This is a genomic window from Burkholderia sp. AU17457 (assembly GCF_002223255.1).
Classification (GTDB): Bacteria; Pseudomonadota; Gammaproteobacteria; order Burkholderiales; family Burkholderiaceae; genus Burkholderia; species Burkholderia sola.
The window spans coordinates 602,152-626,783 of the sequence record NZ_NKFB01000004.1; the positions used below are offsets into that span (position 1 = coordinate 602,152).

Here is a 24,632-nt window from a genome sequence, read left to right on the forward strand (position 1 = left end):
CCGATGAGCACGCATTTCCGCTGGACCCAGATGCTGCCGCTCGCCGCGGTCGCCGCGCTCGCGGGCGTCACGTGGTGGCTGCTGCAGGCCACGCTGCCGCCGCCCGGCGAGGGCGTCGCGCAGCCGAAGCGCCACACGCCCGACTATTTCGCGGACAACTTCTCGGTCACCGAGCTCGACCAGACCGGCACGACCCAGTACCGGCTGACGGCCGCGAAGCTGGTTCATTACGAAGACACCGAAGGCAGCGACCTGACCGATCCGGCCATGCGCGCGTTCCAGCCCGGCAAGCCGGTCGTGACGACCACCGCGAAACGCGGCACCGTCAACGGCGACGTGTCGATCGTCGATTTGTACGACGATGCGCGCATCCTGCGCGCGGCCGGCGGCGGCGATCCGCAGATGCAGGCCGATTCCCAGCATTTCCGGATCTTCGTCAATGACGATGTGATCCAGACCGAAAAGCCGGTTAAACTTCAGCGCGGCCTGTCGCTCGTCAACGCGACCGACGGCATGAAGTACAACAACGTCACCCGGGTCATCGAGCTTTACGGCAACGTGCGCGGCACGATTGCCGCGGCGGACACGTCCGGCGGCTCGAAAGGTCAACCCAAGTGACGCATCCCTCACGTGACTGCATGAACGAACCGTTCCCTCGACTGATTACCGGCGGCGCTGCGCGCGCCGTCCGCGCCGCGCTCGCCGCGACGCTCGTGGCGCTCCCGCTCGTCGGGCTGGCGCCGCTCGCCCATGCCGAGAAGGCCGACCAGAACAAGCCGATCAACGTCGAGGCCGACAACCTGACCTACGACGATCTGAAGCAGGTCACGGTCGCGACCGGCAACGTCGTGATCACGAAAGGCACGATCATCATCAAGGGCGATCGCGTCGAAGTGCGCCAGGACCCGGAAGGCTATCAGTACGCGACGTCGTTCGGCAGCGGCAAGAAGCACGCGACGTTCCGCCAGAAGCGCGAAGGCCTCGACGAGTACATCGACGGCGACGCCGAGCGCATCGACTACGACGGCAAGCAGGACCTGACCACGCTGACCACCGCCGCGACCGTGCGCCGACTGCAGGGCACGTCGACGGTCGCCGACACCGTGCACGGCAGCGTGATCACGTACGACGGCCAGCGCGACTTCTACACCGCGAAGGGCGGCAAGGACGTCGCGGCGCCGGGCAACCCGAACGGCCGCGTGCGCGCGATGCTGTCGCCGAAGAACGGCGGCCCCGCGCCGCTGAACGGCGCGCCGGCCAAGCTGTCGCCGTCGACCACGATCCAGGGAGCACCGGGCCAATGAACGCGCTTCCGAACCGCCAGCCGGCCGGCACCACGAGTTCGCTCGTCGTCCGCAACCTGAAGAAGCGCTACGGCTCGCGCACGGTCGTCAAGGACGTGTCGCTCGACGTGAAGAGCGGCGAAGTCGTCGGCCTGCTCGGCCCGAACGGCGCCGGCAAGACCACGTCGTTCTACATGATCGTCGGCCTCGTGCCGACGGACGCGGGCGAAATCTCGCTGAACGGCAGCTCGATCGGCCTGCTGCCGATCCACAAGCGCGCGTCGCTCGGCCTGTCGTACCTGCCGCAGGAAGCGTCCGTGTTCCGCAAGCTGACCGTCGAGGAAAACATCCGCGCGGTGCTCGAGCTGCAGTACGGCGAGGACGGCAAGCGACTGTCGAAGGACGCGATCTCGTCGCGCACCGAAGCGCTGCTCGACGAGCTGCAGATCGGCCACCTGCGCGAGAATCCCGCGCTGTCGCTGTCGGGCGGCGAACGGCGCCGCGTCGAAATCGCGCGCGCGCTTGCGACCAACCCGAGCTTCATCCTGCTCGACGAACCGTTCGCCGGCGTCGATCCGATCGCGGTGCTCGAGATCCAGAAGATCGTCAAGTTCCTGAAGCAGCGCAACATCGGCGTGCTGATCACGGACCACAACGTCCGCGAAACGCTCGGCATCTGCGACCACGCGTACATCATCAGCGACGGGTCGGTGCTGGCCGCCGGCGCGCCGAGCGAAATCATCGAAAACGAAAGCGTGCGCCGCGTGTACCTCGGCGAACACTTCCGCATGTAACGTCCTCCTCGTGGCTGGCTGCACCCCGCCCGGCATCGCCGCGCGGGGCTGCGCCCCGCTTTGCATCCACGCCCGCGGCCCTGCCCGCGGCCGGGCGGCGCGCCGCGCGTAATCGCGGATGGCTCAATGCGCCTGGGTCGTGGCAAACTGCCGGTATGACTCCCTCCTTGCCATGAAAGCCAGCCTTCAACTCCGCCTGTCGCAACATCTTGCGCTGACGCCTCAGCTGCAGCAGTCGATCCGGCTCCTGCAGTTGTCGACGCTCGAATTGCAGCAGGAAGTCGCGATGGCCGTCGCGCAGAACCCGCTGCTCGAGAACGACGACGAATGGATCGCGAGCCCGCTGCGCGTCGCGGCCGACGGATCGCTGATCGCGCAGACGCCGCCCGCACCGAACACCGAGCCGGCCGCGACGAACGGCAGCAGCACGTCCAGCGATCGCGCGGAGCGCGACGAGCCGGCCGGCGCCGACGAATACGACGGCTACGGGTCCGGCGACGGCAACGACGGCCCGCAGTGGAATCTCGACGAATACGGCCGCTCGAGCGGCGCGTCCGACGACGACGACCTGCCGCCGCTGCAGGTGCAGGAAGCCGCGACGTCGCTGCGCGACCACCTGTCCGCGCAATTGCGCGTCACGCAAGCCGGCCCGCGCGATCGCGCGCTCGTGATGTTCCTGATCGAGTCGCTCGACGACGACGGTTACCTGACCGCCACGCTCGACGAAGTGCTCGCCGACCTGCCGCCCGAATTGGAAATCGACTGCGACGAACTGAACGCGGCGCTCGCGCTGCTGCACAGCTTCGACCCGGCCGGCGTCGGCGCGCGCTCGGCCTCCGAATGCCTGAAGCTGCAGCTGCTGCGCCTCGATCCGTCCCCCACGCGCACGCTCGCGCTCGAGATCGTGTCGCAGCATCTCGAACTGCTCGCGGCACGCGACTTCACACGGTTGCGCAAGCACCTGAAGGCGACCGACGACGCGCTGCGCGACGCGCACGCGCTGATCCGCTCGCTGGAGCCGTTCCCCGGCGCCGCATACGGCAAGGCCGAGGCCGACTACGTCGTGCCCGACATCATCGTGAAGAAGGCCGGCCAGGGATGGCTCGCGGAGCTCAATCCGGAGGTCGTGCCACGCCTGCGGATCAACAACCTGTACGCGAACATCCTGCGCAACAGCCGCGGCGATCCGTCGGCCGGATCGCTGAAGCAGCAGCTCCAGGAAGCGCGCTGGTTGATCAAGAACATCCAGCAGCGTTTCGACACGATCCTGCGTGTCGCGCAGGCTATTGTCGAGCGTCAGAAGAATTTCTTTGCGCACGGTGAAATTGCCATGCGCCCCTTGGTTTTGCGGGAAATAGCTGATACGCTGGGCCTACACGAGTCGACTGTCAGCCGTGTGACAACCGGGAAGTACATGCTGACCCCGTTCGGGACGCTTGAATTTAAGTACTTCTTCGGATCTCACGTCTCGACCGACACCGGTGGCGCCGCCTCGTCGACCGCCATCCGAGCCCTCATCAAGCAACTGATAGGAGCTGAAGACCCAAAATCGCCACTTTCGGACAGCCGCATTGCCGAGCTGCTGGCAGAACAGGGTTTCGTGGTCGCGCGCCGCACGGTTGCGAAATATCGCGAAGCCCTCAAGATCCCGGCAGTGAATCTGCGCAAGTCTCTTTAAGCCTGCTGCCTGCCCGGCGGCAGGCGTGTCCCGACCACCGCGCACACGGGGAACAGGCCGGGCGACCTGTCCGCGATACGCCGCCTTCGCGCGGCACGGGCAAGTCGACCGGAGCGCCGCCTCGATGCGGCCGGGTGGTCACTCGCTTGGAGAAGCACTATGAACCTGAAGATCAGTGGACATCATCTCGAAGTCACGCCTGCAATTCGCGAATACGTGATCACCAAGCTGGACCGGGTGCTACGGCATAGCGATCAGGTGATCGATGGCACTGTGATCCTCTCGGTCGACAACCACAAGGAAAAGGACAAGCAGCAGCGCGCGGAAATCAACCTGCACCTGAAGGGCAAGGACATCTTCGTCGAAAGCGCGAACGGCAACCTGTATGCCGCGATCGATCTGTTGATCGACAAGCTGGATCGTCAGGTCGTCAAGCACATGGAGCGCCTGCAAACGCATGCGCACGATCCGATCAAGCTTCAACCGTCGATCGACCAGATCGAACTGCCGCCGCAATAACCGTCACCGCAACACGCACGCCGCCCGGTTCGCCGGGCGTTTTTTTTGCCGCGCCGAGCGCGGGTGCAACCGGTCCGTCCGTGCTGCGCCACGCACGCGGCTGTGCTCTATAATGTTCCGGTTATCGCCGGGGGGTGTTGGATGCGGTAGCGGTGTTGCAGGTTGCCATGCCACATGCCTTGATATCGCCGAACATGGAAAATCAGTCCGCCGCCGCAAGGAGACCCCAGGCCGCCCAATCGCCTGCCAACATGAATCGCCTAGCCAAAATCCTGCCCATAGAGAACGTCGTCATCGACCTCTCGGTCACCAGCAAGAAACGCGTCTTCGAACAAGCCGGGCTGATGTTCGAGAATCAGAACGGCATCGGCCGCAGCACCGTCACGGACAACCTGTTCGCGCGCGAGCGCCTCGGTTCGACCGGGCTCGGCGAAGGTGTCGCGATTCCGCACGGTCGCATCAAGGGCCTCAAGCACCCGCTCGCCGCGTTCGTCCGCCTCGCCGATCCGATCCCGTTCGAAGCGCCCGACGGCCAGCCCGTCGGCCTCCTGATCTTCCTGCTCGTCCCCGAGCAAGCCACCCAGCAGCACCTCGAGATCCTGTCGGAAATCGCGCAACTGCTGTCCGATCGCGACGCGCGCGAGCGTCTGCACAACGAAACGGATATCGCCGAGTTGCATCGCCTGCTCACTCAGTGGCAACCTTGAGTTGTTCCGGGCGGAATATTTCCCCGTACGAGGCGGCACGTGCCGCCGTCCAGGGCCGCCCGGCGCCGGCCCGGCATGGCGACGTCCGTCGCCGCGCGCCCGCACCGGCCCATTGGAGTGACGAGAGTCATGGATACGTCCAGCATCAACGCCCAGAGCATCTTCGACGACAACGCGGCTACGCTTAAACTGAGCTGGCTGACGGGGCATGAAGGCTGGGAACGCGGCTTTTCGGCCGACACGGTCGGCAACGCAACGTCGAGCGCCGACCTCGTCGGCCACCTGAACCTGATCCACCCGAACCGGATCCAGGTGCTCGGCGAAGCCGAGATCGACTACTACCAGCGCCAGACCGACGAAGACCGCTCGCGTCACATGGCCGAGCTGATCGCACTCGAACCGCCGTTCCTCGTCGTCGCCGGCGGCGCCGCGGCGCCGCCCGAACTGGTGCTGCGCTGCACGCGCTCGTCCACCCCGCTGTTCACGACGCCGATGTCGGCCGCCGCGGTGATCGACAGCCTGCGGCTCTACATGTCGCGCATCCTCGCGCCGCGTGCGACGTTGCACGGCGTGTTCCTCGACATCCTCGGCATGGGCGTGCTGCTGACCGGCGATTCCGGCCTCGGCAAGAGCGAACTCGGCCTCGAGCTGATCAGCCGCGGCCACGGCCTCGTCGCCGACGACGCGGTCGATTTCGTCCGTCTTGGCCCCGATTTCGTCGAAGGACGCTGCCCGCCGCTGCTGCAGAACCTGCTCGAAGTGCGCGGCCTCGGCCTGCTCGACATCAAGACGATCTTCGGCGAAACCGCGGTGCGGCGGAAAATGAAGCTGAAGCTGATCGTCCAGCTCGTGCGCCGCCCCGACGGCGAATTCCAGCGCCTGCCGCTCGAAAGCCAGACCGTCGACGTGCTCGGCTTGCCGATCAGCAAGGTCACGATCCAGGTTGCGGCCGGCCGCAACCTCGCGGTGCTCGTCGAGGCGGCCGTCCGGAACACGATCCTGCAGTTGCGCGGAATCGACACGTTGCGCGATTTCATGGATCGGCAACGACTCGCGATGCAGGATCCCGACAGTCAGTTCCCCGGCAAACTGGTGTAACCCGCGCGCGCCGGCCGCGCAACGCCGACGCGTCGAGCCGGTGCTATGATGAAACGTCAGGATTCTCTGCTCCCATGCGCATCGTCCTCATCACCGGCATCTCCGGCTCAGGCAAGTCCGTCGCGCTGAACGCGCTCGAAGACGCAGGCTATTACTGCGTCGACAACCTGCCGCCGCACGTGCTCCCCGAACTCGCCCGCTACCTCGCGCAGGACGGCCAGCGCCGGCTCGCGGTCGCGATCGACGCGCGCTCGAGCGCGTCGCTCGATGAAATGCCCGGCCTGATCCGCGAGCTGTCCCGCGAGCACGACGTGCGCGTGCTGTTCCTCAACGCGAGCACCCAGGCGCTGATCCAGCGCTTCTCCGAAACGCGCCGCCGCCATCCGCTGTCCGGCTCGCGGTCGCACGATGCGGACGTCGGCCTGCTGTCGTCGCTCGAGGAAGCGATCGAGCGCGAGCGCGAGCTCGTCGCGCCGCTCGCCGAATTCGGCCACCAGATCGATACCAGCACGCTGCGCGCGAACGCGCTGCGCACGTGGGTCAAGCGCTTCATCGAGCAGAAGAACAACGACCTGATGGTGATGTTCGAATCGTTCGGCTTCAAGCGCGGCGTGCCGCTCGACGCCGACCTGATGTTCGACGTGCGCGCGCTGCCGAATCCGTACTACGACCATGAGCTGCGCCCGCTCACCGGGCTCGACCAGCCGGTCATCGCCTTTCTCGACGCACTGCCGATCGTCCACCAGATGATCGACGACATCCATGCGTTCCTGATGAAATGGCTGCCGCACTTCCGCGACGACAACCGCAGCTACCTGACCGTCGCCATCGGCTGCACGGGCGGCCAGCATCGCTCGGTGTTCATCGCGGAAACGCTCGCCGCGCGCCTCTCGCGCGACGCGAACGTGATCGTGCGGCATCGTGACGCGCCAGTGGATGTCGACGCGTCGTCGCGGCTCGTCTCCGAGGTCGACCGACCCTAGCGACACCCGCCCCCACGCCCGCGCGCCATGTCCTCCCTATCGACCACCCTGATCGACCTGCCGCTGTTTCCGCTGCACACGGTGCTGTTTCCCGGAGGGCTGCTCCCGCTCAAGGTGTTCGAGGCGCGCTATCTCGACATGTCGCGCGCCTGCCTGCGCGACGACGCACCGTTCGGCGTGTGCCTGCTCAAGAGCGGGCCCGAAGTCGCGCAGGATGGCGCGGTGTCGGTGCCCGAAACCATCGGCTGCATGGCGCGCATCACCGAGTGCGATACCGGCGAATTCGGGATGCTGTATCTGCAGGCGGTCGGCACGCAGCGTTTCGAGCTGCTGTCGTATCGCGTCGAAGGCAACGGGCTGCTGGTCGGCATCGCGGAGCCGCTGCCCGACGACATCCCGCTCGAAGGCGAACAGGCGCTCGCGCAGTTCGGCTCGTGCGCCGAGGTGCTCGAGCGCATCATCGACGCGCTGAAGAAATCCGATCCGCAGAAAATGCCGTTCGGCGAACCGTTCCGCCTCGACGATCCGAGCTGGGTATCGAATCGCCTCGCGGAACTGCTGCCGCTCGACCTGCGCGCGCGGCAGAAGCTGATGGAGTTTCCGGACGTCGGCGCGCGCATCGACGCCGTGCACCACGTGCTCGACCGGCACGGCTGGCTGTAGCTACCGCGCCCGCCCAAACGCCGTTCCGGCGCGCGACGCTCCGCGCCTTCCCGAATGCGGCCCGCGTCGCGCCCTTCCCCGTTCGTTACAGCAGCGGCCCGCTCAGCGCATCGAGCAGCTTGCGCACGGGCGCCGGCACGCCGTACGCGTCGAGCCGGTTCAGCGGCACCCATGCGGTGTCCGCGTCCCGCGCCTGCGACGGCAGGCCGCCGCCGTCCGCCAGATCGCTCAGCCGCGGCTCGATCTCGAGCCGGAAATGCGTGAACGTATGCGTGAGCGGCGCGAGCGGCACCGTGCCGCCGCCGCCGAAGCCGCGCGCGAGATCCGCGAGCGCGGCATCGCCGTCTGCTTGCGGCAGGCTCCAGAGGCCGCCCCAGATGCCGGTCGGCGGCCGTCGCTCGAGCAACACCGCGTCGCCGTCGCGCAGCACGAGCATCCAGGTCTTGCGGGTCGGCACAGCCTTCTTCGGCCGCGCGGCCGGCAGTTCGCGCTGGCGGCCGGTCGATTGCGCGACGCAGTCGCCCGCGAACGGGCAGCGTGCGCAGTCGGGCTTGCCGCGCACGCACAGCGTCGCGCCCAGATCCATCAGTCCCTGCGTATACGCGCTCACGTCGGCCGCGTTCGCGGCATCGGGCAGCAGCGATTCGGCGAGCGCCCACATGTCGTTCTCGACGCGCTTCTCGCCCGGAAAGCCCTCGACGCCGAATACCCGCGCGAGCACGCGCTTCACGTTGCCGTCGAGGATCGTCGCGCGCGCGCCGTATGCAAACGACGCGATCGCGGCGGCCGTCGAGCGGCCGATGCCGGGCAGTTCGGCCAGCGCGTCGGGCGTCGCCGGAAACGCGCCGCCGTGCTCGGCGACGACGACCTGCGCGCAGCGGTGCAGGTTGCGCGCGCGCGAGTAGTAGCCGAGCCCAGCCCACAGCGCCATCACGTCGTCGGTCGGCGCGGCCGCGAGCGCGGCGACGTCGGGGTAGCGGTCGAGAAAACGTGTGTAATACGGAATGACGGTCGACACCTGCGTCTGCTGCAGCATGATTTCCGACAGCCAGATCCGGTACGGATCGCGGGTGTTCTGCCAGGGCAGGTCGTGGCGGCCATGCTCGCGCTGCCACGCGACGAGACGCGTGGCGAACGTGCGGTGCAGCGGCGTGACGGGGAACGGAGCGGGGGCGATGCGGGGCGGCTTCAAGTTGTCTGATCGTGGAAAAGGGTTTCAACGCTGGCACGTCGGGCAGAAATAGGTCGACCGCTGGCCCTGCACGATCTGGCGGATCGATGTGCCGCATACGCGGCACGGCTGGCCGGCGCGATCGTAGACGAAGCAGTCGAGCTGGAAGTAGCCGCTTTCGCCGTTGCTGCCGACGAAATCGCGCAACGTGCTGCCGCCGCGCTCGATCGCGTCGGCGAGCGTCGCGCGCACCGCGTCGGCCAGCCGCTCGTAGCGCGGCAGCGAAACCTTGCCGGCGGCCGTCGTCGGCCGGATGCCGGCGCGAAACAGGCTCTCCGACGCATAGATGTTGCCGACGCCGACGACCATGTCGCCCGCGAGCAGCGCCTGCTTGACCGACACCGTGCGGCCGCGCGTGCGCGCATGCAGCAGCGCGCCGGTGAACGCCGGCGAGAACGGCTCGACGCCGAGGCTCGCGAGCAGCGGATGCGCGTGCACGTCACCGGCTTCGCGCGGGTGCCACAGCACGGCGCCGAAGCGGCGCGGATCGCGGAACCGCAGCACGAATTCGTCGAAGATCCAGTCGATGTGATCGTGCTTCGCGGCGACCGGCACGCCGGCCGCGGGCAGCACGCGCAGCGTGCCGGTCATCCCGAGATGGACGATGAACCAGCCCGCATCGACTTCGAACAGCAGGTACTTGCCGCGGCGCTCGACGGCGAGCACCTCGCGCGCGCGCAACTGCTCGGCGAGCCCCGCCGGCACGGGCCAGCGCAGCATCGCGGTACGGACGTCGACACGCTCGACGCGGCGGCCCGCGACAAAGGGCTCGATGCCCCGGCGCGTGACTTCGACTTCTGGCAACTCTGGCATGTTTTGCGGGTCTGAGGCTACGGTCTGCTTACATGGGGAACGCGCATGCGCCGCCGCGAAAACGGCCGTTTTCGCGGCGGCCCCGAATTAAACACGGGAATGCCCGAAATCGCCCGCCTGGCAGCACGCGAGGCGGGCGATTTCGGGCATTCGCATGGGGGTTCCGCAGGTAAACGGACCCTATCACGATCGTGCGTGTATTGTAGCGAGCGCGTTACAATCGGTTGAAACATCGAACGGATTTCCATGACCCTGCCCTCGAAGCTGCTTCAGAAGCGCCCCGCCGCCGTGCGCGGCGCGCGCGCCTTCCCGGTCCGTCGTGCACTCGGCGCCGCGCTGTTTGCCGCCTGGACCCTCACCGCCTTTCCGGCCCACGCGCAGGATCCGGCATCGGACGACGCGGCGCCGCAGGGTGCGTTCGAGCATGTGATGCCGGACGAGCAGAAGAATCTCCCCGGCGTGCCGCTGACGAGCCAGATCGTCTACCAGGTGCTCGCCGCCGAGGTCGCGCTCCAGCGCAACCAGCCGGCGCCGGCGTACCAGACCTATCTCGCGCTGGCCCGAGACACGCGCGATCCGCGCATGGCGCAGCGCGCGACCGAAATCGCGCTCGGCGCGCAGAGCCCGGCCGACGCGCTGTCCGCCGCGAACCTGTGGCGTCAGTACGCACCGGATTCGAACCGCGCGTCGCAGGTCGACGCCGCGCTGCTGGTGCTCGCCGGCAAGCCGGCCGACGCGCAGCCGATGCTCGCGCGCGAGCTGGCCCGCGCGACCGGCGACACGCGCGGTCCGGCGATCCTCGCGCTGCAGGCGCTGCTCGTGCGCGGCCCCGATCGTGTCGGCGGCCTTGCGGTGCTGAAGGACATGCTGAAGAACGACATGAATCGCCCCGAGGCGCAGCTCGCGATCGCGCGGCAGCAGCTCGCGGTCGACGACAAGGACGGCGCGGCGCAATCGCTGAAGCAGGCGCTGCAGATCCGCCCCGACTACCTGCCGGCGGCGCTGATGCTGTCGCAGATGGGCCCGGCGGAACGCGCGGCGGGCATTGCGTCGTTCGAGAAGTATGTTCAGCAGAATCCGAAGTCGCGCGACGCGCGGCTTGCGCTGTCGCAGCTCTATCTCGCCGACGATCGCCTCGACGACGCGCAGAAGCAGTTCGAGACGATGCGCAAGCTCGACGCGAAGGATCCGACGCCGCTGATGGCGCTCGCGCTGATCAAGATCCAGCAGAAGAAACTCGACGAGGCGACCGGCTACCTGAAGCAGTACGTGCAGTTCGGCGACAAGCAGCCGAACCTCGACGTCGGCCAGGGCTACATCTACCTCGCGCAGATCGCGATCGACCAGAACAACGACGCGCAGGCGTCGCAATGGCTCGACAAGGTCGACCAGACGAGCCAGCACTACCTGCCCGCGCAGATCACGCGGGCGCAGCTGCTGCAGAAACAGGGCAAGACCGACGAGGCGCGCAAGGTGCTCGACAACCTGCCGATCTCCGATCCGCGCGACGCGGCCGTGGTCGCGCGCACCGATGCGTCGATCCTGTTCACCGCGAAGCGCTATCCGGAAGCGGAAGCGCGGCTCGGGCAAGCCGTCCAGGACTTCCCGGACGATCCCGACCTCCGCTACGACTACGCGATGGCGGCCGAAAAGACCGGCCACTACGCGACGATGGAAAAGCAGTTGCGCGAGCTGATCCGTACGCAGCCCGACAACCCGCAGGCCTACAACGCGCTCGGCTATTCGCTCGCCGACCGCAACCAGCGCCTGCCCGAGGCCAGCAAGCTGATCGACAAGGCGATGGCGCTCGCGCCGAACGACGCGTACATCATGGACAGCCTCGGCTGGGTGAAGTACCGGATGGGCGACACGGCCGGCGCGACGAAGGTGCTGCAGCGTGCATACGAACTGCAGCCGAACGCGGAAATCGGCGCGCATCTCGGCGAAGTGCTGTGGAAGAGCGGCGCGCAGGACGACGCCCGCAACGCGTTGCGGGCCGCGCAGAAGCTCGAGCCCGACAACGAAACGCTCGTGCAGACGCTCAAGCGCCTGCAGATCAACGGCCTTTGATGCGGATGTCCCCGATGTTTTCCCTGTCCTCCCGCGCGCGGCGCACGCTGGCCGCGGCCGGCGCGGCGCTCGCGCTCGCCGGCTGCGCGAGCACGCCGCCGGCGGCCAACGCGCCGACGGGCGCCGCGCTGCAGACGGCGGCGACGCATGCGTACCATGGCCGCTTCGCGGTGCGGTACGACGATCGTCTCGGCAACCCGCAGAACGTGTACGGCAACTTCGACTGGCAGGAGCACGGCGACGACGTGTCGCTCGAACTGCGCAGCCCGCTCGGCCAGACGCTCGCGGTCGTGAAATCGTCGCCGCGCGCGGCGTCGCTCGAATTGCCGAACCGCCCGATCCAATATGCGCCGGACGTCGGCGACCTGATGCAGAAAACGCTCGGCTTCGAACTGCCGCTCGCGGGCCTGCGCTACTGGCTGCTGCCGATCGCCGCGCCCGCGACGCCCGCGGAAACCGTGCGCGACCCGGCCGACGGCACGCGCATCAAGCAGCTGCGCCAGGACGGCTGGACGATCGACTACCTTGCCTACGCGGACGCCCCGGCCACGGGCGTCAAACGCGTCAACCTCGTGCGCGCGACGCCGCCGCTCGACATCAAGCTCGTGCTCGATCAGTGAGCACGCGCGCCTAGCCCCGATACCCGCATGACCGATTCGACCCGCTCGCTGCGCAACTGCCTGGCGCCCGCGAAACTCAACCTGTTCCTGCACATCACCGGCCGTCGTCCGAACGGCTATCACGATCTGCAGAGCGTATTCCAGCTGCTGAACTGGGGCGACACGCTGCATTTCACGCGGCGCGACGACGGCCGCGTCGCACGCGTCACCGACGTGCCCGGCGTGCCCGAGGAAAGCGATCTCGTCGTGCGCGCGGCGAACCTGCTGAAAGCGCATACGGGCACCGCGCACGGCGTCGACATCGAGATCGACAAGATCCTGCCGATGGGCGCCGGCCTCGGCGGCGGCAGCTCCGACGCGGCGACGACGCTGCTTGCGCTGAACCGCCTGTGGCAACTCGATGTGCCGCGCGCCGAACTCCAGTCGCTCGCGGTCAAACTCGGCGCCGACGTCCCGTTTTTTATTTTTGGAAAAAATGCGTTCGCAGAGGGTATCGGAGAAGAATTAGCTGAGGTACAATTGCCGACTCGCTGGTTCTTGGTTGTGACGCCACGCGTTCATGTCCCGACCGCTGAAATATTTTCAGATGAGTTGTTGACAAGAGATACGAAGCCCGTCACAATTGCTGACTTTCTTGCACAGCAAACCAGCGATGCGGAATGGCCAGATAGCTTCGGCCGGAACGATATGCAGGAAGTTGTAACAAGGAAGTACGCGGAAGTTGCGCAGGCGGTCAAATGGTTGTATGATGTGACCCCCGCGAGGATGACCGGCTCCGGAGCAAGCGTGTTTGCAGCGTTTCACAGCAAGCACGAGGCAGAAGCGGCGAAAGCCAAGCTGCCCGCCAGTTGGAACGGCGCAGTTGCCGAGAGTCTGAACGAGCATCCGCTCTTCGCTTTCGCGTCATGAAGTTTTACTTTGCCGAACGGCCTACACAAGTTCGGTGAAGTTATCAGTTAAGTGTAGGGGAGTCGCCAAGTTGGTCAAGGCACCGGATTTTGATTCCGGCATGCGAGGGTTCGAGTCCTTCCTCCCCTGCCAAAAATTTTCCCGCATTTCCCGCCCAAGCCTGAAGCAGGTGCACGATGAGCAGCCACAGCCATGATGGCCTGATGGTCTTTACTGGCAACGCGAATCCCGCGCTCGCCCAGGAAGTCGTCAGTATCCTTGGTATTCCCCTCGGCAAAGCGATGGTCAGCCGTTTCTCCGACGGCGAGATCCAGGTCGAGATCCAGGAAAACGTGCGCGGCAAGGACGTCTTCGTCCTGCAATCCACGTGCGCACCGGCGAACGACAATCTGATGGAACTGATGATCATGGTCGATGCGCTCAAGCGCGCATCCGCCGGCCGGATCACCGCCGCCATCCCCTACTTCGGCTACGCCCGTCAGGATCGCCGCCCGCGTTCGGCGCGCGTCGCGATCTCGGCGAAGATCGTCGCGAACATGCTGGAAATCGCCGGCGTCGAGCGGATCATCACGATGGATCTGCACGCCGACCAGATTCAGGGTTTCTTCGACATCCCGGTCGACAATATCTACGCGACGCCGATCCTGCTGGGCGACCTGCGCAAGCAGAACTACGCGGATCTGCTCGTCGTGTCGCCGGACGTCGGCGGCGTGGTGCGTGCCCGGGCACTCGCGAAGCAGCTGAACTGCGATCTCGCGATCATCGACAAGCGTCGTCCGAAGGCGAACGTCGCCGAAGTGATGAACATCATCGGTGAAGTCGAAGGCCGCACCTGCGTGATCATGGACGACATGGTCGATACGGCGGGCACGCTTTGCAAGGCTGCACAAGTGCTGAAGGATCGCGGCGCGAAGCAGGTTTTCGCTTACGCGACACACCCCGTGCTGTCGGGCGGCGCCGCCGAGCGTATCGCTGCATCGGAACTCGACGAACTGGTCGTCACCGATACGATTCCGCTGTCGGCCGAATCGCTGGCGTGCTCGAAGATCCGCTCGCTGACGAGCGCGAGCCTGCTGGCCGAGACGTTCTCGCGGATTCGCCGCGGCGATTCGGTGATGTCGCTGTTCGCGGAATCCTGATCGCGAATCGACGGAACAAAGCATGCGCGGAAAGCGAAGCGGCAACGCTTCGCTTTTTGCACAATCGGACGGGATAGACGAAACCCCGGCCGTTTCATCGGGGGCCGCTTGATGGCCCCGTTTTACTGCCTGGTCGCGGGCAGCAAATGGAGAATCACATGAAAGTCGTCGCTTTCGAGCGCCAACAGCAAGGTACGGGTGCGAGCCGCCGCCTGCGCAACGCCGGTAAGACCACGGGTATCGTCTACGGTGGCGAAGCCGCCCCGCAAAAGATCGAACTGGATCACAACGCGCTGTGGCATGCACTGAAGAAGGAAGCCTTCCACTCGTCGATCCTCGACCTGGAAGTCGCTGGCCAGTCGCAACAGGTTCTGCTGCGCGACGTGCAATACCACCCGTTCAAGCAACTCGTGCTGCACGTGGACTTCCAGCGCGTCGACGCGAAGAAGAAGCTGCACACGAAGGTGCCGCTGCACTTCCTGAACGCTGAAGTCAGCCCGGCCGTGAAGCTGTCGAGCGCAATCGTCTCGCACGTCGCAACGGAAATCGAAGTCGAGTGCCTGCCGTCGGCCCTGCCGGAATTCCTCGAAGTCGATCTGTCGAAGATCGAAGCCGGTCAGTCGCTGCACGCGAAGGACATCGCGCTGCCGAAGGGCGTCGCGCTGGTCGCGCACGTCGACGCGGAAAACCCGGTTGTCGCATCGGCGACGGTCCCGGCGGGTGCCGTGTCGGACGCAGCAGAAGGCGAAACGCCGGCTGCCTAAGCGGCTGCCTGCACGCCCCATCGATCCGTTTCGCGAAACGGTCGACGCAACCCGCCGCGGCTTGCCCGGCGGGTTTTTCTTTTTCTGCGCCCAGGCGGCCGCCGCCGCCTTCGAAACGTCATGATCAAACTGATCGTCGGCCTCGGCAATCCCGGGGCGGAATACACCGCGACGCGCCACAACGCCGGTTTCTGGCTGATCGACCAGCTCGCCCGCGAAGCCGGCACGACGCTGCGCGACGAACGCCGCTTCCACGGCTTCTACGCGAAAGCGCGCCTGCACGGCGAGGAAGTTCATTTGCTCGAGCCGCAGACCTACATGAACCGCTCCGGCCAGTCGGTCGTCGCGCTCGCGCAATTCTTCAAGATCCTGCCCGACCAGATCCTCGTCGCGCACGACGAGCTCGACCTGCCGCCCGGCACCGTGAAGCTGAAGCTCGGCGGCGGCAGCGGCGGCCACAACGGCCTGAAAGACATCTCCGCGCACCTGTCGTCGCAGCAATACTGGCGGCTGCGGATCGGCATCGGCCATCCGCGCGACCTGATTCCGGAAAGCGCGCGCGCCGGCGCGAAGCCCGACGTCGCGAACTTCGTGCTGAAACCGCCGCGCCGCGAGGAACAGGACGTGATCGACGCATCGATCGAACGCGCGCTCGCCGTGATGCCGATGGTCGTCAAGGGCGAACTCGACCGCGCGACGATGCAGCTGCATCGCAACTGACCGCACCGCGCACCGGCCCGGTGCATCGGCGGTCCGGCGCAACCTGGCGGCCTCGCCCGCCCCACCGAGACGCACACATGCGGTAATCTGGACGTTTTGCCCGACAGGAGCCAAGCGGTGAGCCGTTACTGGAGCGACGTCGTTCAGCAATTGGTGCCTTACGTGCCGGGCGAACAGCCCGCGCTCGCGCACCCCGTCAAGCTGAACACCAACGAGAATCCCTATCCGCCGTCGCCGCGCGTCGTCGCGGCGATCGCACGCGAACTCGGCGACACCGGCGACACGCTGCGCCGCTATCCGGACCCGGTCGCACGCGCGCTGCGCGAGACGGTCGCGGCCCATCACCGCATCCAGCCGGAACAGGTGTTCGTCGGCAACGGCTCCGACGAGGTGCTCGCGCACGCGTTCCAGGCGCTGCTCAAGCACGACCGGCCGCTGCGCTTTCCCGACATCACGTACAGCTTCTACCCGACCTACGCGCGCCTGTACGGCGTCGAGACCACGGTCGTGCCGCTCGCGGACGATTTCTCGATCCGCGTCGACGACTATCTCGACGACGCCGGCGGCGTGCTGTTTCCGAACCCGAATGCGCCGACCGGGCGCGCGCTGCCGCTCGCGGACGTCGAGCGGATCGCGGCCGCGAATCCGTCGTCGGTCGTCGTGATCGACGAAGCGTACGTCGACTTCGGCGCGCAGTCGGCCATTACGCTGATCGACCGCCATCCGAACCTGCTCGTCGTGCATACGACGTCGAAGGCGCGCTCGCTCGCGGGCATGCGCGTCGGCTTCGCGTTCGGCGATGCGGCGCTGATCGACGCGCTGAACCGCGTGAAGGACAGCTTCAACTCGTATCCGCTCGACCGGCTCGCGCAAGTCGCCGCGCAGGCCGCGTATGAAGACACCGACCATTTCAACGCCACCTGCCGGCGCGTGATCGACAGCCGCGCGCGGCTCACGCATGCGCTCGGCGCACTCGGCTTCGAGATCGTGCCGTCGGCCGCGAATTTCGTGTTCGCGCGCCATCCCGCGCACGATGCGGGCGCGATCGCGGCGAAGCTGAAGGAACGGGAAATTTTCGTGCGGCACTTCCGGCTGCCACGGATCGACCAGCATCTGCGCATCACCGTCGGCACCGACGCCGAATGCGATGCGCTCGTCGCGGCGTTGCGCGAGCTGCTGGGCTGACACGGAAGAACCGGCGCCGGGCGGCGCCGATCTGAAAAAAAGCGCGACGCGCGCGCCCGTCAATCGAAGCGCGCGCGTCAGCGCAACATCACGATGCGTCGTCGCCCTTCACGGCGATCAACGCGTGGTACTTCTCCATCAATTGCGCGTGCGATTCGTCATGCTGCGGATCGCGCGGGATGCATTCGACCGGACACACCTGCTGGCACTGCGGTTCGTCGAAATGGCCGACGCACTCGGTGCACTTGTTCGGGTCGATCACGTAGATATCCGGGCCCATCGAAATCGCGCCGTTCGGGCACTCGGGCTCGCACACGTCGCAATTGATGCACTCGTCGGTAATCATCAAAGCCATACTGATCTCACTTCTTCAGGCCGGCGGCCGGCTTCGCGACGAAACCGGCCGGTGCCGCGTCACGCGGCAGGGCCTCCCATCGCAGTGACTTTCTCGGTCAGCCACTTCTCGACGGACGGAAACACGAATTTGCTGACATCGCCGCCCAATTGCGCGATTTCGCGCACGATCGTTCCCGAGATGAACTGATACTGGTCGGACGGCGTCATGAACATCGTCTCGACGTCGGGCAGCAGATAGCGGTTCATCCCCGCCATCTGGAACTCGTATTCGAAATCGGACACGGCGCGCAGCCCGCGCACGATCACGCGCGCATTGTTGACGCGGACGAAATCCTTCAGGAGGCCGGTGAAACTCATCACCTTCACGTTCGGATAATGGCCGAGCACCTCGTTCGCAATCGTCAGACGTTCTTCGAGCGAGAAAAACGGCTTCTTCGCGCGGCTGTCGGCAACGCCCACCACCAGCGTATCAAAAATGCTCGACGCACGCCGCACGAGGTCTTCGTGCCCGCGCGTCAGCGGATCGAACGTACCGGGATACACGGCGACTACCATGTCGCTCCTCCTGTCATCACGCAAACGGGATGGCAGCCGTGCGATGCACGCGCCGCTGCCGAGATGGGCATGCGTCGCCTTTGCGGCGCGCCGCCTCGTATGGAACGCGCATTATTCATCATTTTCGCGCCGCAGCAAATGATAGTGAACCGCACCGGCCTTGCCGTGCTTCACGACCTGCCAGCCCGCGAGCGCGTCGTGCGCGGCCGGATCGAGTTCCGCCCCCGTTTCAACGTACAGCGCGCCGTCCGCCGCGACGAGCGGCGCGGACAGCGCGATCGCGCGCTCGAGCACGGCCAGGTCGTCGAACGGCGGATCGAGGAACACGACGTCGAACGCGCCCGGCGTGAGCCCGGTCGCAAGCCGCAGCGCATCGGCTTCGGCGATCTCGACCGAACGGGCGCCGAGCTTGTCCTTGATCGCACGCAGCTGCTGCGCGGCGCGCGGGTGGCGCTCGACCATCACGACGCTCGCCGCGCCGCGCGACGCGGCCTCGAAGCCGAGCGCACCGGTGCCCGCGAACAGGTCGAGGCAGCGCCAGCCGTCGAGATCCTGGCCGAGCCAGTTGAACAGCGTCTCGCGTACGCGATCGGGGGTCGGGCGCAGGCCGTCGAGATCGAGCACCGCGAGCGGCGTGCGTTTCCAGTCGCCGCCGATGATGCGGATCGTGTGCGGCTTGCCGCGACTGGAAGGGGCCGCCGGGCGGCCGGAAGAGGAACGGGACATACGGGATATCGACAACGGAGGGACCGGGCGCGCGCAGGGGGCGCCGCCAAACAGGCGCACGTTACCACAGCGGCGACGCGCACTGACGCGAGTGCCGCGCCGCACTGATAAAATGCACGGTTTCGGCCGCCGAGCGCCGCGCCCGCGCGAACGCAGAACGGCCCGTCCGGCGCCCCGCCCTCGGCGGCGGCCCGCCCTCTTCCCGACGTCAGACCATGTTCAGTTTCTTCAAACGATTCAAGAAAACGCAGGAGCCCGATCCGGCGGAATCGCAATCGGCCGACGCGCAGCAAGCGGACGAAGCGTCCGACGCCGACGCGCCCGCGCCCGCGGCCGACGTGCCGCAGGCGACCGCGCAACCGGCCGCGCCGGCCGTCGTGATGACGGTCACGCCGACCAACGACGGTCGCGACGAAGTGGTCGAGACGGTCGAGATCGTCCCGCCGCCGCTGCAGGACGCGTCCGCGAAGCAGTCGTGGCTCGCGCGCCTGAAAACGGGGCTTGCGAAGACGGGCTCGAGCATCACCGGCGTATTCGTCAACACGAAGATCGACGAAGACCTGTACGAGGAGCTCGAAACCGCGCTGCTGATGTCCGACGCGGGCGTCGACGCGACCGAATACCTGCTCGGCGCGCTGCGCGAGAAGGTGCGCGCGGGCCGGCTGACCGATCCGCAGCAAGTGAAGAATGCGCTGCACGACCTGCTCGTCGAGCTGCTGACGCCGCTCGAGAAATCGCTGATGCTCGGCCGCGCGCAGCCGCTCGTGATGATGATCGCCGGCGTGAATGGTGCGGGCAAGACGACCAGCATCGGCAAGCTCGCGAAGCATCTGCAGAGCTTCGACCAGTCGGTGCTGCTGGCCGCCGGCGACACGTTCCGCGCGGCCGCGCGCGAGCAGCTGGCGGTCTGGGGCGAGCGCAACAACGTGACGGTCGTGCAGCAGGAAAGCGGCGATCCGGCCGCGGTGATCTTCGACGCGGTCAGCGCCGCGCGCGCGCGCAAGATCGACGTGATGATGGCCGACACGGCCGGCCGCCTGCCGACGCAGCTGCACCTGATGGAAGAGCTGAAGAAGGTGAAGCGTGTGATCGCGAAGGCGCACGACGGCGCGCCGCACGAAGTGCTGCTCGTGATCGACGCGAACACCGGCCAGAACGCGCTCACGCAGGTGAAGGCATTCGACGACGCGCTGGGCCTGACCGGCCTGATCGTCACGAAGCTCGACGGCACCGCGAAGGGCGGGATTCTCGCGGCGATCGCGCGGCAACGGCCGGTGCCCGTCTACTTCATCGGCGTCGGCGAGAAGGTCGAGGACCTGCAGCCGTTCAGCGCGGTGGAATTCGCGGACGCGCTGCTCGGCTGAACGCCGCCGGCTCGCATCGCGCGGGGCGCCTTCGGGCGCCCTTTTTCATGCGCACCCGATCATGCTCGCCACGGGGGCGCGCGCTCATTCGGTGCTCATTCGGCGTCCGGCTGCACGCCCGGCTCGGCGGCCTTGAACGCATCGATCGTCGCCGCATGGTCGACGATCCGCTGGATCGTCGGGAAACGCGTCGTGTCGATCGAGAAGCGGTTCGCGTTGAACACCTGCGGCACGAGGCACACGTCGGCGAGCGTCGGCGTGTCGCCGAAGCACAGCTTGCCGGTGCGCGGATCGTTCGCGAGACGCGTCTCGAGCGTGTCGAAACCCGCCTCGATCCAGTGCCGGTACCATGCGTTCTTGGCGTCCTCGGACACCTTCAGCGTATGCTTCAGGTACTTGAGCACGCGCAGGTTGTTGAGCGGGTGGATTTCGCACGCGATCTGCAGCGCGACCGATCGCACGTACGCGCGATCGACCGGCTGTTTCGGCAGCAACGCCGGCTCGGGATGGGTTTCGTCGAGATATTCGATGATCGCGAGCGACTGCTGCAGCGTCGCGTCGCCATCGACCAGCGTCGGCACGACCCCATCCGGATTCAGCGCGCGATACGCGTCCTTCAGTTGCTCGCCGCCGTCGCGCAGCATGTGCACGGGCGCATAGTCGAACGGCAGCCGCTTCAGGTTCAGGGCGATCCGCACGCGGTACGACGCGGAACTGCGGAAATAGCTGTAGAGCTTCATGGGATGTCTCTCTTTTGATCGTATTCGGCCGGCGGCGGCACGGGCGCGGCGCAGCCGGTGCGCGCGCCGCCGGGAACCAGAGTGTAGCGCGGCACGGTGCGCGGCCGCGCCCGTGCGATACTCGGGGCATTCCTCACCGCTCACCGCGCGGCCCGATGCCGGCCGCCCGTCCCACGTTCCGATGACCGCTTCCCACGATCCCGCCGCCGCTCCGTTCCCCTGCGCCCGCTTCATCAAGGAAATCGGCCGCGGGCCGAACGGCGCGCGCGCCCTGTCCGCCGAGGACACGTTCGAGCTTTATCGCGCGATGCTCGATGCGCGCGTGTCGGACATCGAACTCGGCGCGATCCTGATCGCCTATCGGCTGAAAGGCGAATCCGCCGACGAACTGGCCGCGATGCTCGCCGCCGCGCAAGCGTCGTTCGAACCCGTGCACGTACAGGACGCCGCGTTCCGCCCGGTGTCGATCCCGAGCTACAACGGCGCGCGCAAGCAGCCGAACCTCGTGCCGCTGCTCGCGCTGCTGCTCGCGCGCGAAGGCGTGCCGGTGCTGGTGCACGGAGTGGAGCGCGATCCGGGCCGCGTGACGAGCGCCGAGATCTTCTCGGCGCTGTCGCTCGCGCCGTCGACGTCGCACGATGCGATCGAGGACACGCTCGCCGAGCGCCGCGTCGCGTTCGCACCGATCGACGTGCTGGCGCCCCGCATCGCGCACCTGCTGTCGATGCGCAGCGTGCTCGGCGTGCGCAACTCGACGCATACGCTCGTGAAGATCCTGCAGCCGTTCGCGCCGGCCGGGCTGCGGCTCGTCAACTACACGCACCCGCCGTACCGCGACAGCCTCGCGCAGCTGTTCCGCGATCATCCGGACGCCGCGCGGGGCGGTGCGCTGCTCGCGCGCGGCACCGAAGGCGAAGCGGTGGCCGACACGCGGCGCCAGGTGCAGGTCGACTGGCTGCACGACGGCGTGTGCGACACGCTGATCGACGCCGAGCGTTCGTCGACCGACGCGCCGCCCGTCGCGCTGCCCGAGTCGCGCGATGCGGCGACCACGGCGGCATGGACGGACGCGGTGCTGCGCGGCGAGGTGCCGGTGCCCGACACGGTCGCGCGACAGGTCGCGACAATCGTGCAGATCGTGCGCGTCGCGCGCTGACGGCGCGACGACGACCTGGCCCTTTATCCCGACATTTGACACGCGAGCGCATCCTGGCATAGAGTGGCCGTCATGCGTTCCTTTCCGAACACCCTCCGAATTACCTCCGGCCGCCTAGCGCGGCCGCTATCGCTACGACTAGCCTAAGGCTGTCGTAGCGCCGTGTGCTGTTCGCACGGTCCTCCCAGCAGTTCCTCGCCGTACCCCTCTCGCAGTTTTTACAACCCGAAGTCGTCAGCATTCGTCCGTCCATCCGTCGGCCGATTCGCGAAGATCATCCGCATCCGCGGCGCCATCGCGCGCCGGATGCGAGGCAGCGCCAACCGGCGCCCGTGCCGTGCGTCTTCGCTCGCGACTTGAGACCCGAGGTCCAGAAGATGATGCGCAATCCGCAAGACAAGTACCGTCCGTTCGAGCCCGTCCGCCTCAATGGCCGCCGCTGGCCGGCCCGCACCATCGAGCGTGCGCCCGTGTGGATGAGCACCGATCTGCGCGACGGCAACCAGTCGCTGATCGAACCGATGAGCATCGAGCAGAAGCTCGAGTTCTTCAACATGCTGGTCGCGATCGGGTTCAAGGAGATCGAAGTCGGTTTTCCGTCGGCGTCGCAAACCGACTTCGATTTCGTCCGCAAGCTGATCGACGACAAGCGGATTCCCGACGACGTGACGATCGAAGTGCTCGTGCAGTCGCGCGAAGACCTGATCGCGCGCACGTTCGATGCGCTCGAAGGCGTGCCGCGCGCGATCGTGCACCTGTACAACGCGGTCTGCCCGTCGTTCCGCCGCATCGTGTTCGGGATGTCGAAGGACGACGTGAAGGCGCTCGCGATCGACGGCACGCGCATCATCAAGGCACACGCCGCCGCGCGCCCCGACACGCACTGGACGTTCCAGTATTCGCCGGAAACCTTCAGCATGACCGAGCTGACGTTCGCGCGCGAGATCTGCGACGCGGTCGCGCAGACGTGGCGCCCGACCCGCGACCACAAGATGATCGTCAACCTGCCGGCCACCGTCGAAGCCGCGACCCCGAACGTGTTCGCCGACCAGATCGAATGGATGGACCGCAATCTCGCGTATCGCGACAGCATCGTGCTGTCCGTGCATCCGCACAACGATCGCGGCACCGCGGTCGCGGCGGCCGAACTCGCGCTGCTCGCGGGCGCCGACCGCATCGAAGGCTGCCTGTTCGGCAACGGCGAGCGCACCGGCAACGTCGATCTCGTCACGCTCGCGTTGAACCTCTACACGCAAGGCATCGACCCGGGGCTCGATTTTTCCGACATCGACGCGGTGCGCCGCGTCGTCGAGCGCTGCAACCAGATTCCCGTGCATCCGCGCCACCCGTACGCGGGCGACCTCGTATTCACCGCGTTCTCGGGCTCGCACCAGGACGCGATCCGCAAGGGCTTCGCCCAGCAACGCCCCGACGCGGTCTGGGAAGTGCCGTACCTCCCGATCGACCCGGCCGATCTCGGCCGCAGCTATGACGCGGTGATCCGCGTGAACAGCCAGTCCGGCAAGGGCGGCGCGACGTTCCTGCTCGAACGCGGGATGGGCTTCACGCCGACGCGCCGCGTCCAGATCGAATTCAGCCATGCGGTGCAGACGCTCGCCGACGCGTCGGGCGAGGAAGTGACGGGCGACGCGATCTGCGCGCTGTTCGCGCGCGAATTCTTCGAGACCGACGGCCCGGCCGCGCGCCACGGCAACGGCGCGCGCTGGCAAAACCGCGAGATCGCGACGGCGCCCGCCGCCGATGCGACGCCGGACGACGCGGCGCGACATTTCGCCGCGGCATTTGCGGCGGCCGCCGGCGCCGCGATCGAGGTCGCGTCGTGCGAGCACACGCGCGCCGCGGACGGCCGCATCGCGGTATCGGTCGGCTGCCGGGTCGGCGACGCGCCGCTGCGGCACGGGGTCGGCGTGCACGCCGATGCGGCCGTCGCGGCGCTCGATGCGGTCGTCGGTGCGGTCAACCGCTCGGCATGGCACTGCGCGGACCACCGCGCGGCGGCCTGAACGCCGGGCTGCGATGCCGGGTTGAAACGTCAGCGAGCGGTGCGTGACCGCCCGTGCGCCGCGCGATCCGCGCCGCACGAGGCAGCAAAAAGCGGCTCAGAAGGCCGCTTCGATCGACACATGAAAAGGGGCGCCACCCGCGCTCAAGTTTCGGTCGCGCACCGCGTCGCCTGCCACGCGAACAGGCACCAGCGGCCCTGGTCGTGCGTGTGGACGGACGTATAGGCAATCGGAAAGACGAGGCCGCCGTTGTTGGTTTCCATCTCGATCAACGCGCGCCCGGTGACGACGCAGGTGGCGTCGCCGACCGGCAGCACGTCCTGCGACTGGATTTCGATCTGGCGATAGCGGCGGCGGCCGGCGACGATGGCGTCGATGAACTGCTGCTTGGTTTCGCGTTTGCCGTTGGTGTGGACGAAAAACACCTTGTCCGACAACAGCGCGTCGAGCGCCTCGCCGTCGCCGTCCACCATCGCCCGGAACCGATCGCGCTCGAGCGCGCGGATCGCATCGACCACCTTCGCCATCGCCTGA

General features: G+C 67.1%; 26 protein-coding genes and 1 tRNA gene. 20 read left to right on the forward strand and 7 right to left on the reverse strand.

From position 1 onward, the window contains the following. Window positions 1–3: 3 nt before the first annotated feature. The 9 genes from lptC to CFB49_RS15160 all read left to right on the forward strand — a co-directional run bounded on the left by lptC (window position 4) and on the right by CFB49_RS15160 (window position 7,725). The gene (gene lptC / locus CFB49_RS15120) at window positions 4–618 is read left to right on the forward strand and encodes an LPS export ABC transporter periplasmic protein LptC (RefSeq protein WP_012329238.1); all 615 of its coding nucleotides are present in this window, start codon (window positions 4–6) and stop codon (window positions 616–618) included. A 20-nt stretch (window positions 619–638) separates the two neighbouring features. Beyond that, window positions 639–1,304, forward strand: coding sequence for a lipopolysaccharide transport periplasmic protein LptA (lptA, locus tag CFB49_RS15125; RefSeq protein WP_089491675.1), 666 nt, complete (start codon window positions 639–641; stop codon window positions 1,302–1,304). Continuing rightward, the gene (gene lptB / locus CFB49_RS15130) at window positions 1,301–2,077 is read left to right on the forward strand and encodes an LPS export ABC transporter ATP-binding protein (protein WP_069620285.1); all 777 of its coding nucleotides are present in this window, start codon (window positions 1,301–1,303) and stop codon (window positions 2,075–2,077) included. The genes lptA and lptB overlap by 4 nt, the downstream gene beginning before the upstream one ends. 172 nt (window positions 2,078–2,249) lie before the next feature. Continuing rightward, a complete protein-coding gene (locus tag CFB49_RS15135) occupies window positions 2,250–3,755 on the forward strand; it encodes an RNA polymerase factor sigma-54 (protein ID WP_069620284.1) in 1,506 nt (501 codons plus the stop codon). Window positions 3,756–3,914: 159 nt separating this feature from the next. Next, window positions 3,915–4,274, forward strand: a complete 360-nt coding sequence (hpf, locus tag CFB49_RS15140) for a ribosome hibernation-promoting factor, HPF/YfiA family (RefSeq protein WP_006477786.1) — start codon at window positions 3,915–3,917, stop codon at window positions 4,272–4,274. A gap of 194 nt (window positions 4,275–4,468) precedes the next feature. After that, complete coding sequence (locus CFB49_RS15145; protein WP_069620283.1) at window positions 4,469–4,981, forward strand: PTS sugar transporter subunit IIA; 513 nt, start codon at window positions 4,469–4,471, stop codon at window positions 4,979–4,981. A 129-nt stretch (window positions 4,982–5,110) separates the two neighbouring features. After that, complete coding sequence (gene hprK / locus CFB49_RS15150; protein ID WP_006483133.1) at window positions 5,111–6,079, forward strand: HPr(Ser) kinase/phosphatase; 969 nt, start codon at window positions 5,111–5,113, stop codon at window positions 6,077–6,079. Between the two features lie 74 nt (window positions 6,080–6,153). Continuing rightward, window positions 6,154–7,062 (forward strand): RNase adapter RapZ, encoded by a 909-nt coding sequence (gene rapZ / locus CFB49_RS15155; RefSeq protein WP_069620282.1) that lies wholly within the window; start codon window positions 6,154–6,156, stop codon window positions 7,060–7,062. A gap of 27 nt (window positions 7,063–7,089) precedes the next feature. Continuing rightward, window positions 7,090–7,725 carry an LON peptidase substrate-binding domain-containing protein gene (locus CFB49_RS15160; RefSeq protein ID WP_059575655.1) on the forward strand — a complete coding sequence of 212 codons (636 nt, stop codon included), beginning with the start codon at window positions 7,090–7,092 and terminating at the stop codon, window positions 7,723–7,725. Between the two features lie 85 nt (window positions 7,726–7,810). Here the strand turns inward: CFB49_RS15160 and mutY are convergent, their stop codons facing one another. Both mutY and mutM read right to left on the reverse strand, forming a co-directional pair. Then, window positions 7,811–8,917: an A/G-specific adenine glycosylase gene (mutY, locus tag CFB49_RS15165; protein WP_069620281.1), complete on the reverse strand. Its 1,107-nt coding sequence runs from the start codon at window positions 8,915–8,917 to the stop codon at window positions 7,811–7,813. 24 nt (window positions 8,918–8,941) lie between these two features. Continuing rightward, entirely contained in the window at window positions 8,942–9,769 is an 828-nt protein-coding gene (gene mutM / locus CFB49_RS15170) for a bifunctional DNA-formamidopyrimidine glycosylase/DNA-(apurinic or apyrimidinic site) lyase (RefSeq protein ID WP_050014869.1), read from the reverse strand. Between the two features lie 246 nt (window positions 9,770–10,015). On the opposite strand from mutM, the gene CFB49_RS15175 reads away from it, so the two are divergent. The 8 genes from CFB49_RS15175 to hisC all read left to right on the forward strand — a co-directional run bounded on the left by CFB49_RS15175 (window position 10,016) and on the right by hisC (window position 17,176). Further along, complete coding sequence (locus tag CFB49_RS15175) at window positions 10,016–11,839, forward strand: tetratricopeptide repeat protein (RefSeq protein WP_089491676.1); 1,824 nt, start codon at window positions 10,016–10,018, stop codon at window positions 11,837–11,839. Continuing rightward, on the forward strand, window positions 11,839–12,459 hold the full coding sequence (gene lolB, locus CFB49_RS15180; protein WP_069620279.1) for a lipoprotein insertase outer membrane protein LolB: 621 nt from the start codon (window positions 11,839–11,841) through the stop codon (window positions 12,457–12,459). Before CFB49_RS15175 ends, lolB begins: the two co-directional genes overlap by 1 nt. A 27-nt stretch (window positions 12,460–12,486) precedes the next feature. Next, complete coding sequence (ispE, locus tag CFB49_RS15185) at window positions 12,487–13,368, forward strand: 4-(cytidine 5'-diphospho)-2-C-methyl-D-erythritol kinase (protein WP_089491677.1); 882 nt, start codon at window positions 12,487–12,489, stop codon at window positions 13,366–13,368. 55 nt (window positions 13,369–13,423) lie between these two features. Then, a tRNA-Gln gene (locus CFB49_RS15190) sits at window positions 13,424–13,500 on the forward strand. A 44-nt stretch (window positions 13,501–13,544) separates the two neighbouring features. Then, window positions 13,545–14,507: a ribose-phosphate pyrophosphokinase gene (locus CFB49_RS15195; RefSeq protein ID WP_069620277.1), complete on the forward strand. Its 963-nt coding sequence runs from the start codon at window positions 13,545–13,547 to the stop codon at window positions 14,505–14,507. 158 nt (window positions 14,508–14,665) lie between these two features. Continuing rightward, the gene (locus tag CFB49_RS15200) at window positions 14,666–15,271 is read left to right on the forward strand and encodes a 50S ribosomal protein L25/general stress protein Ctc (RefSeq protein ID WP_069620276.1); all 606 of its coding nucleotides are present in this window, start codon (window positions 14,666–14,668) and stop codon (window positions 15,269–15,271) included. Between the two features lie 120 nt (window positions 15,272–15,391). Then, window positions 15,392–15,991, forward strand: a complete 600-nt coding sequence (pth, locus tag CFB49_RS15205; RefSeq protein WP_048246979.1) for an aminoacyl-tRNA hydrolase — start codon at window positions 15,392–15,394, stop codon at window positions 15,989–15,991. 117 nt (window positions 15,992–16,108) lie between these two features. After that, on the forward strand, window positions 16,109–17,176 hold the full coding sequence (gene hisC, locus CFB49_RS15210) for a histidinol-phosphate transaminase (protein WP_089491678.1): 1,068 nt from the start codon (window positions 16,109–16,111) through the stop codon (window positions 17,174–17,176). A gap of 88 nt (window positions 17,177–17,264) precedes the next feature. Here the strand turns inward: hisC and CFB49_RS15215 are convergent, their stop codons facing one another. The 3 genes from CFB49_RS15215 to rsmD form a co-directional block, all read right to left on the reverse strand. Beyond that, window positions 17,265–17,531 carry a YfhL family 4Fe-4S dicluster ferredoxin gene (locus CFB49_RS15215; protein ID WP_006477774.1) on the reverse strand — a complete coding sequence of 89 codons (267 nt, stop codon included), beginning with the start codon at window positions 17,529–17,531 and terminating at the stop codon, window positions 17,265–17,267. A 59-nt stretch (window positions 17,532–17,590) separates the two neighbouring features. After that, complete coding sequence (gene coaD, locus CFB49_RS15220; protein WP_006477773.1) at window positions 17,591–18,088, reverse strand: pantetheine-phosphate adenylyltransferase; 498 nt, start codon at window positions 18,086–18,088, stop codon at window positions 17,591–17,593. A gap of 111 nt (window positions 18,089–18,199) precedes the next feature. Further along, a complete protein-coding gene (gene rsmD / locus CFB49_RS15225; protein WP_089491679.1) occupies window positions 18,200–18,814 on the reverse strand; it encodes a 16S rRNA (guanine(966)-N(2))-methyltransferase RsmD in 615 nt (204 codons plus the stop codon). A 215-nt stretch (window positions 18,815–19,029) separates the two neighbouring features. Between rsmD and ftsY the strand changes: the two genes are divergently transcribed. Further along, complete coding sequence (ftsY, locus tag CFB49_RS15230) at window positions 19,030–20,178, forward strand: signal recognition particle-docking protein FtsY (protein ID WP_089491680.1); 1,149 nt, start codon at window positions 19,030–19,032, stop codon at window positions 20,176–20,178. Between the two features lie 95 nt (window positions 20,179–20,273). Here ftsY and maiA read toward each other — a convergent pair whose 3' ends face one another. Further along, the gene (gene maiA / locus CFB49_RS15235; RefSeq protein ID WP_089435657.1) at window positions 20,274–20,918 is read right to left on the reverse strand and encodes a maleylacetoacetate isomerase; all 645 of its coding nucleotides are present in this window, start codon (window positions 20,916–20,918) and stop codon (window positions 20,274–20,276) included. 181 nt (window positions 20,919–21,099) lie between these two features. Between maiA and ybiB the strand changes: the two genes are divergently transcribed. Beyond that, window positions 21,100–22,074, forward strand: a complete 975-nt coding sequence (gene ybiB / locus CFB49_RS15240; RefSeq protein WP_089491681.1) for a DNA-binding protein YbiB — start codon at window positions 21,100–21,102, stop codon at window positions 22,072–22,074. Between the two features lie 377 nt (window positions 22,075–22,451). Continuing rightward, window positions 22,452–24,098: a 2-isopropylmalate synthase gene (gene leuA / locus CFB49_RS15250; RefSeq protein ID WP_089491682.1), complete on the forward strand. Its 1,647-nt coding sequence runs from the start codon at window positions 22,452–22,454 to the stop codon at window positions 24,096–24,098. Between the two features lie 143 nt (window positions 24,099–24,241). Here leuA and CFB49_RS15255 read toward each other — a convergent pair whose 3' ends face one another. After that, window positions 24,242–24,625 (reverse strand): nuclear transport factor 2 family protein, encoded by a 384-nt coding sequence (locus CFB49_RS15255; protein ID WP_069620269.1) that lies wholly within the window; start codon window positions 24,623–24,625, stop codon window positions 24,242–24,244. Window positions 24,626–24,632: the final 7 nt, after the last annotated feature.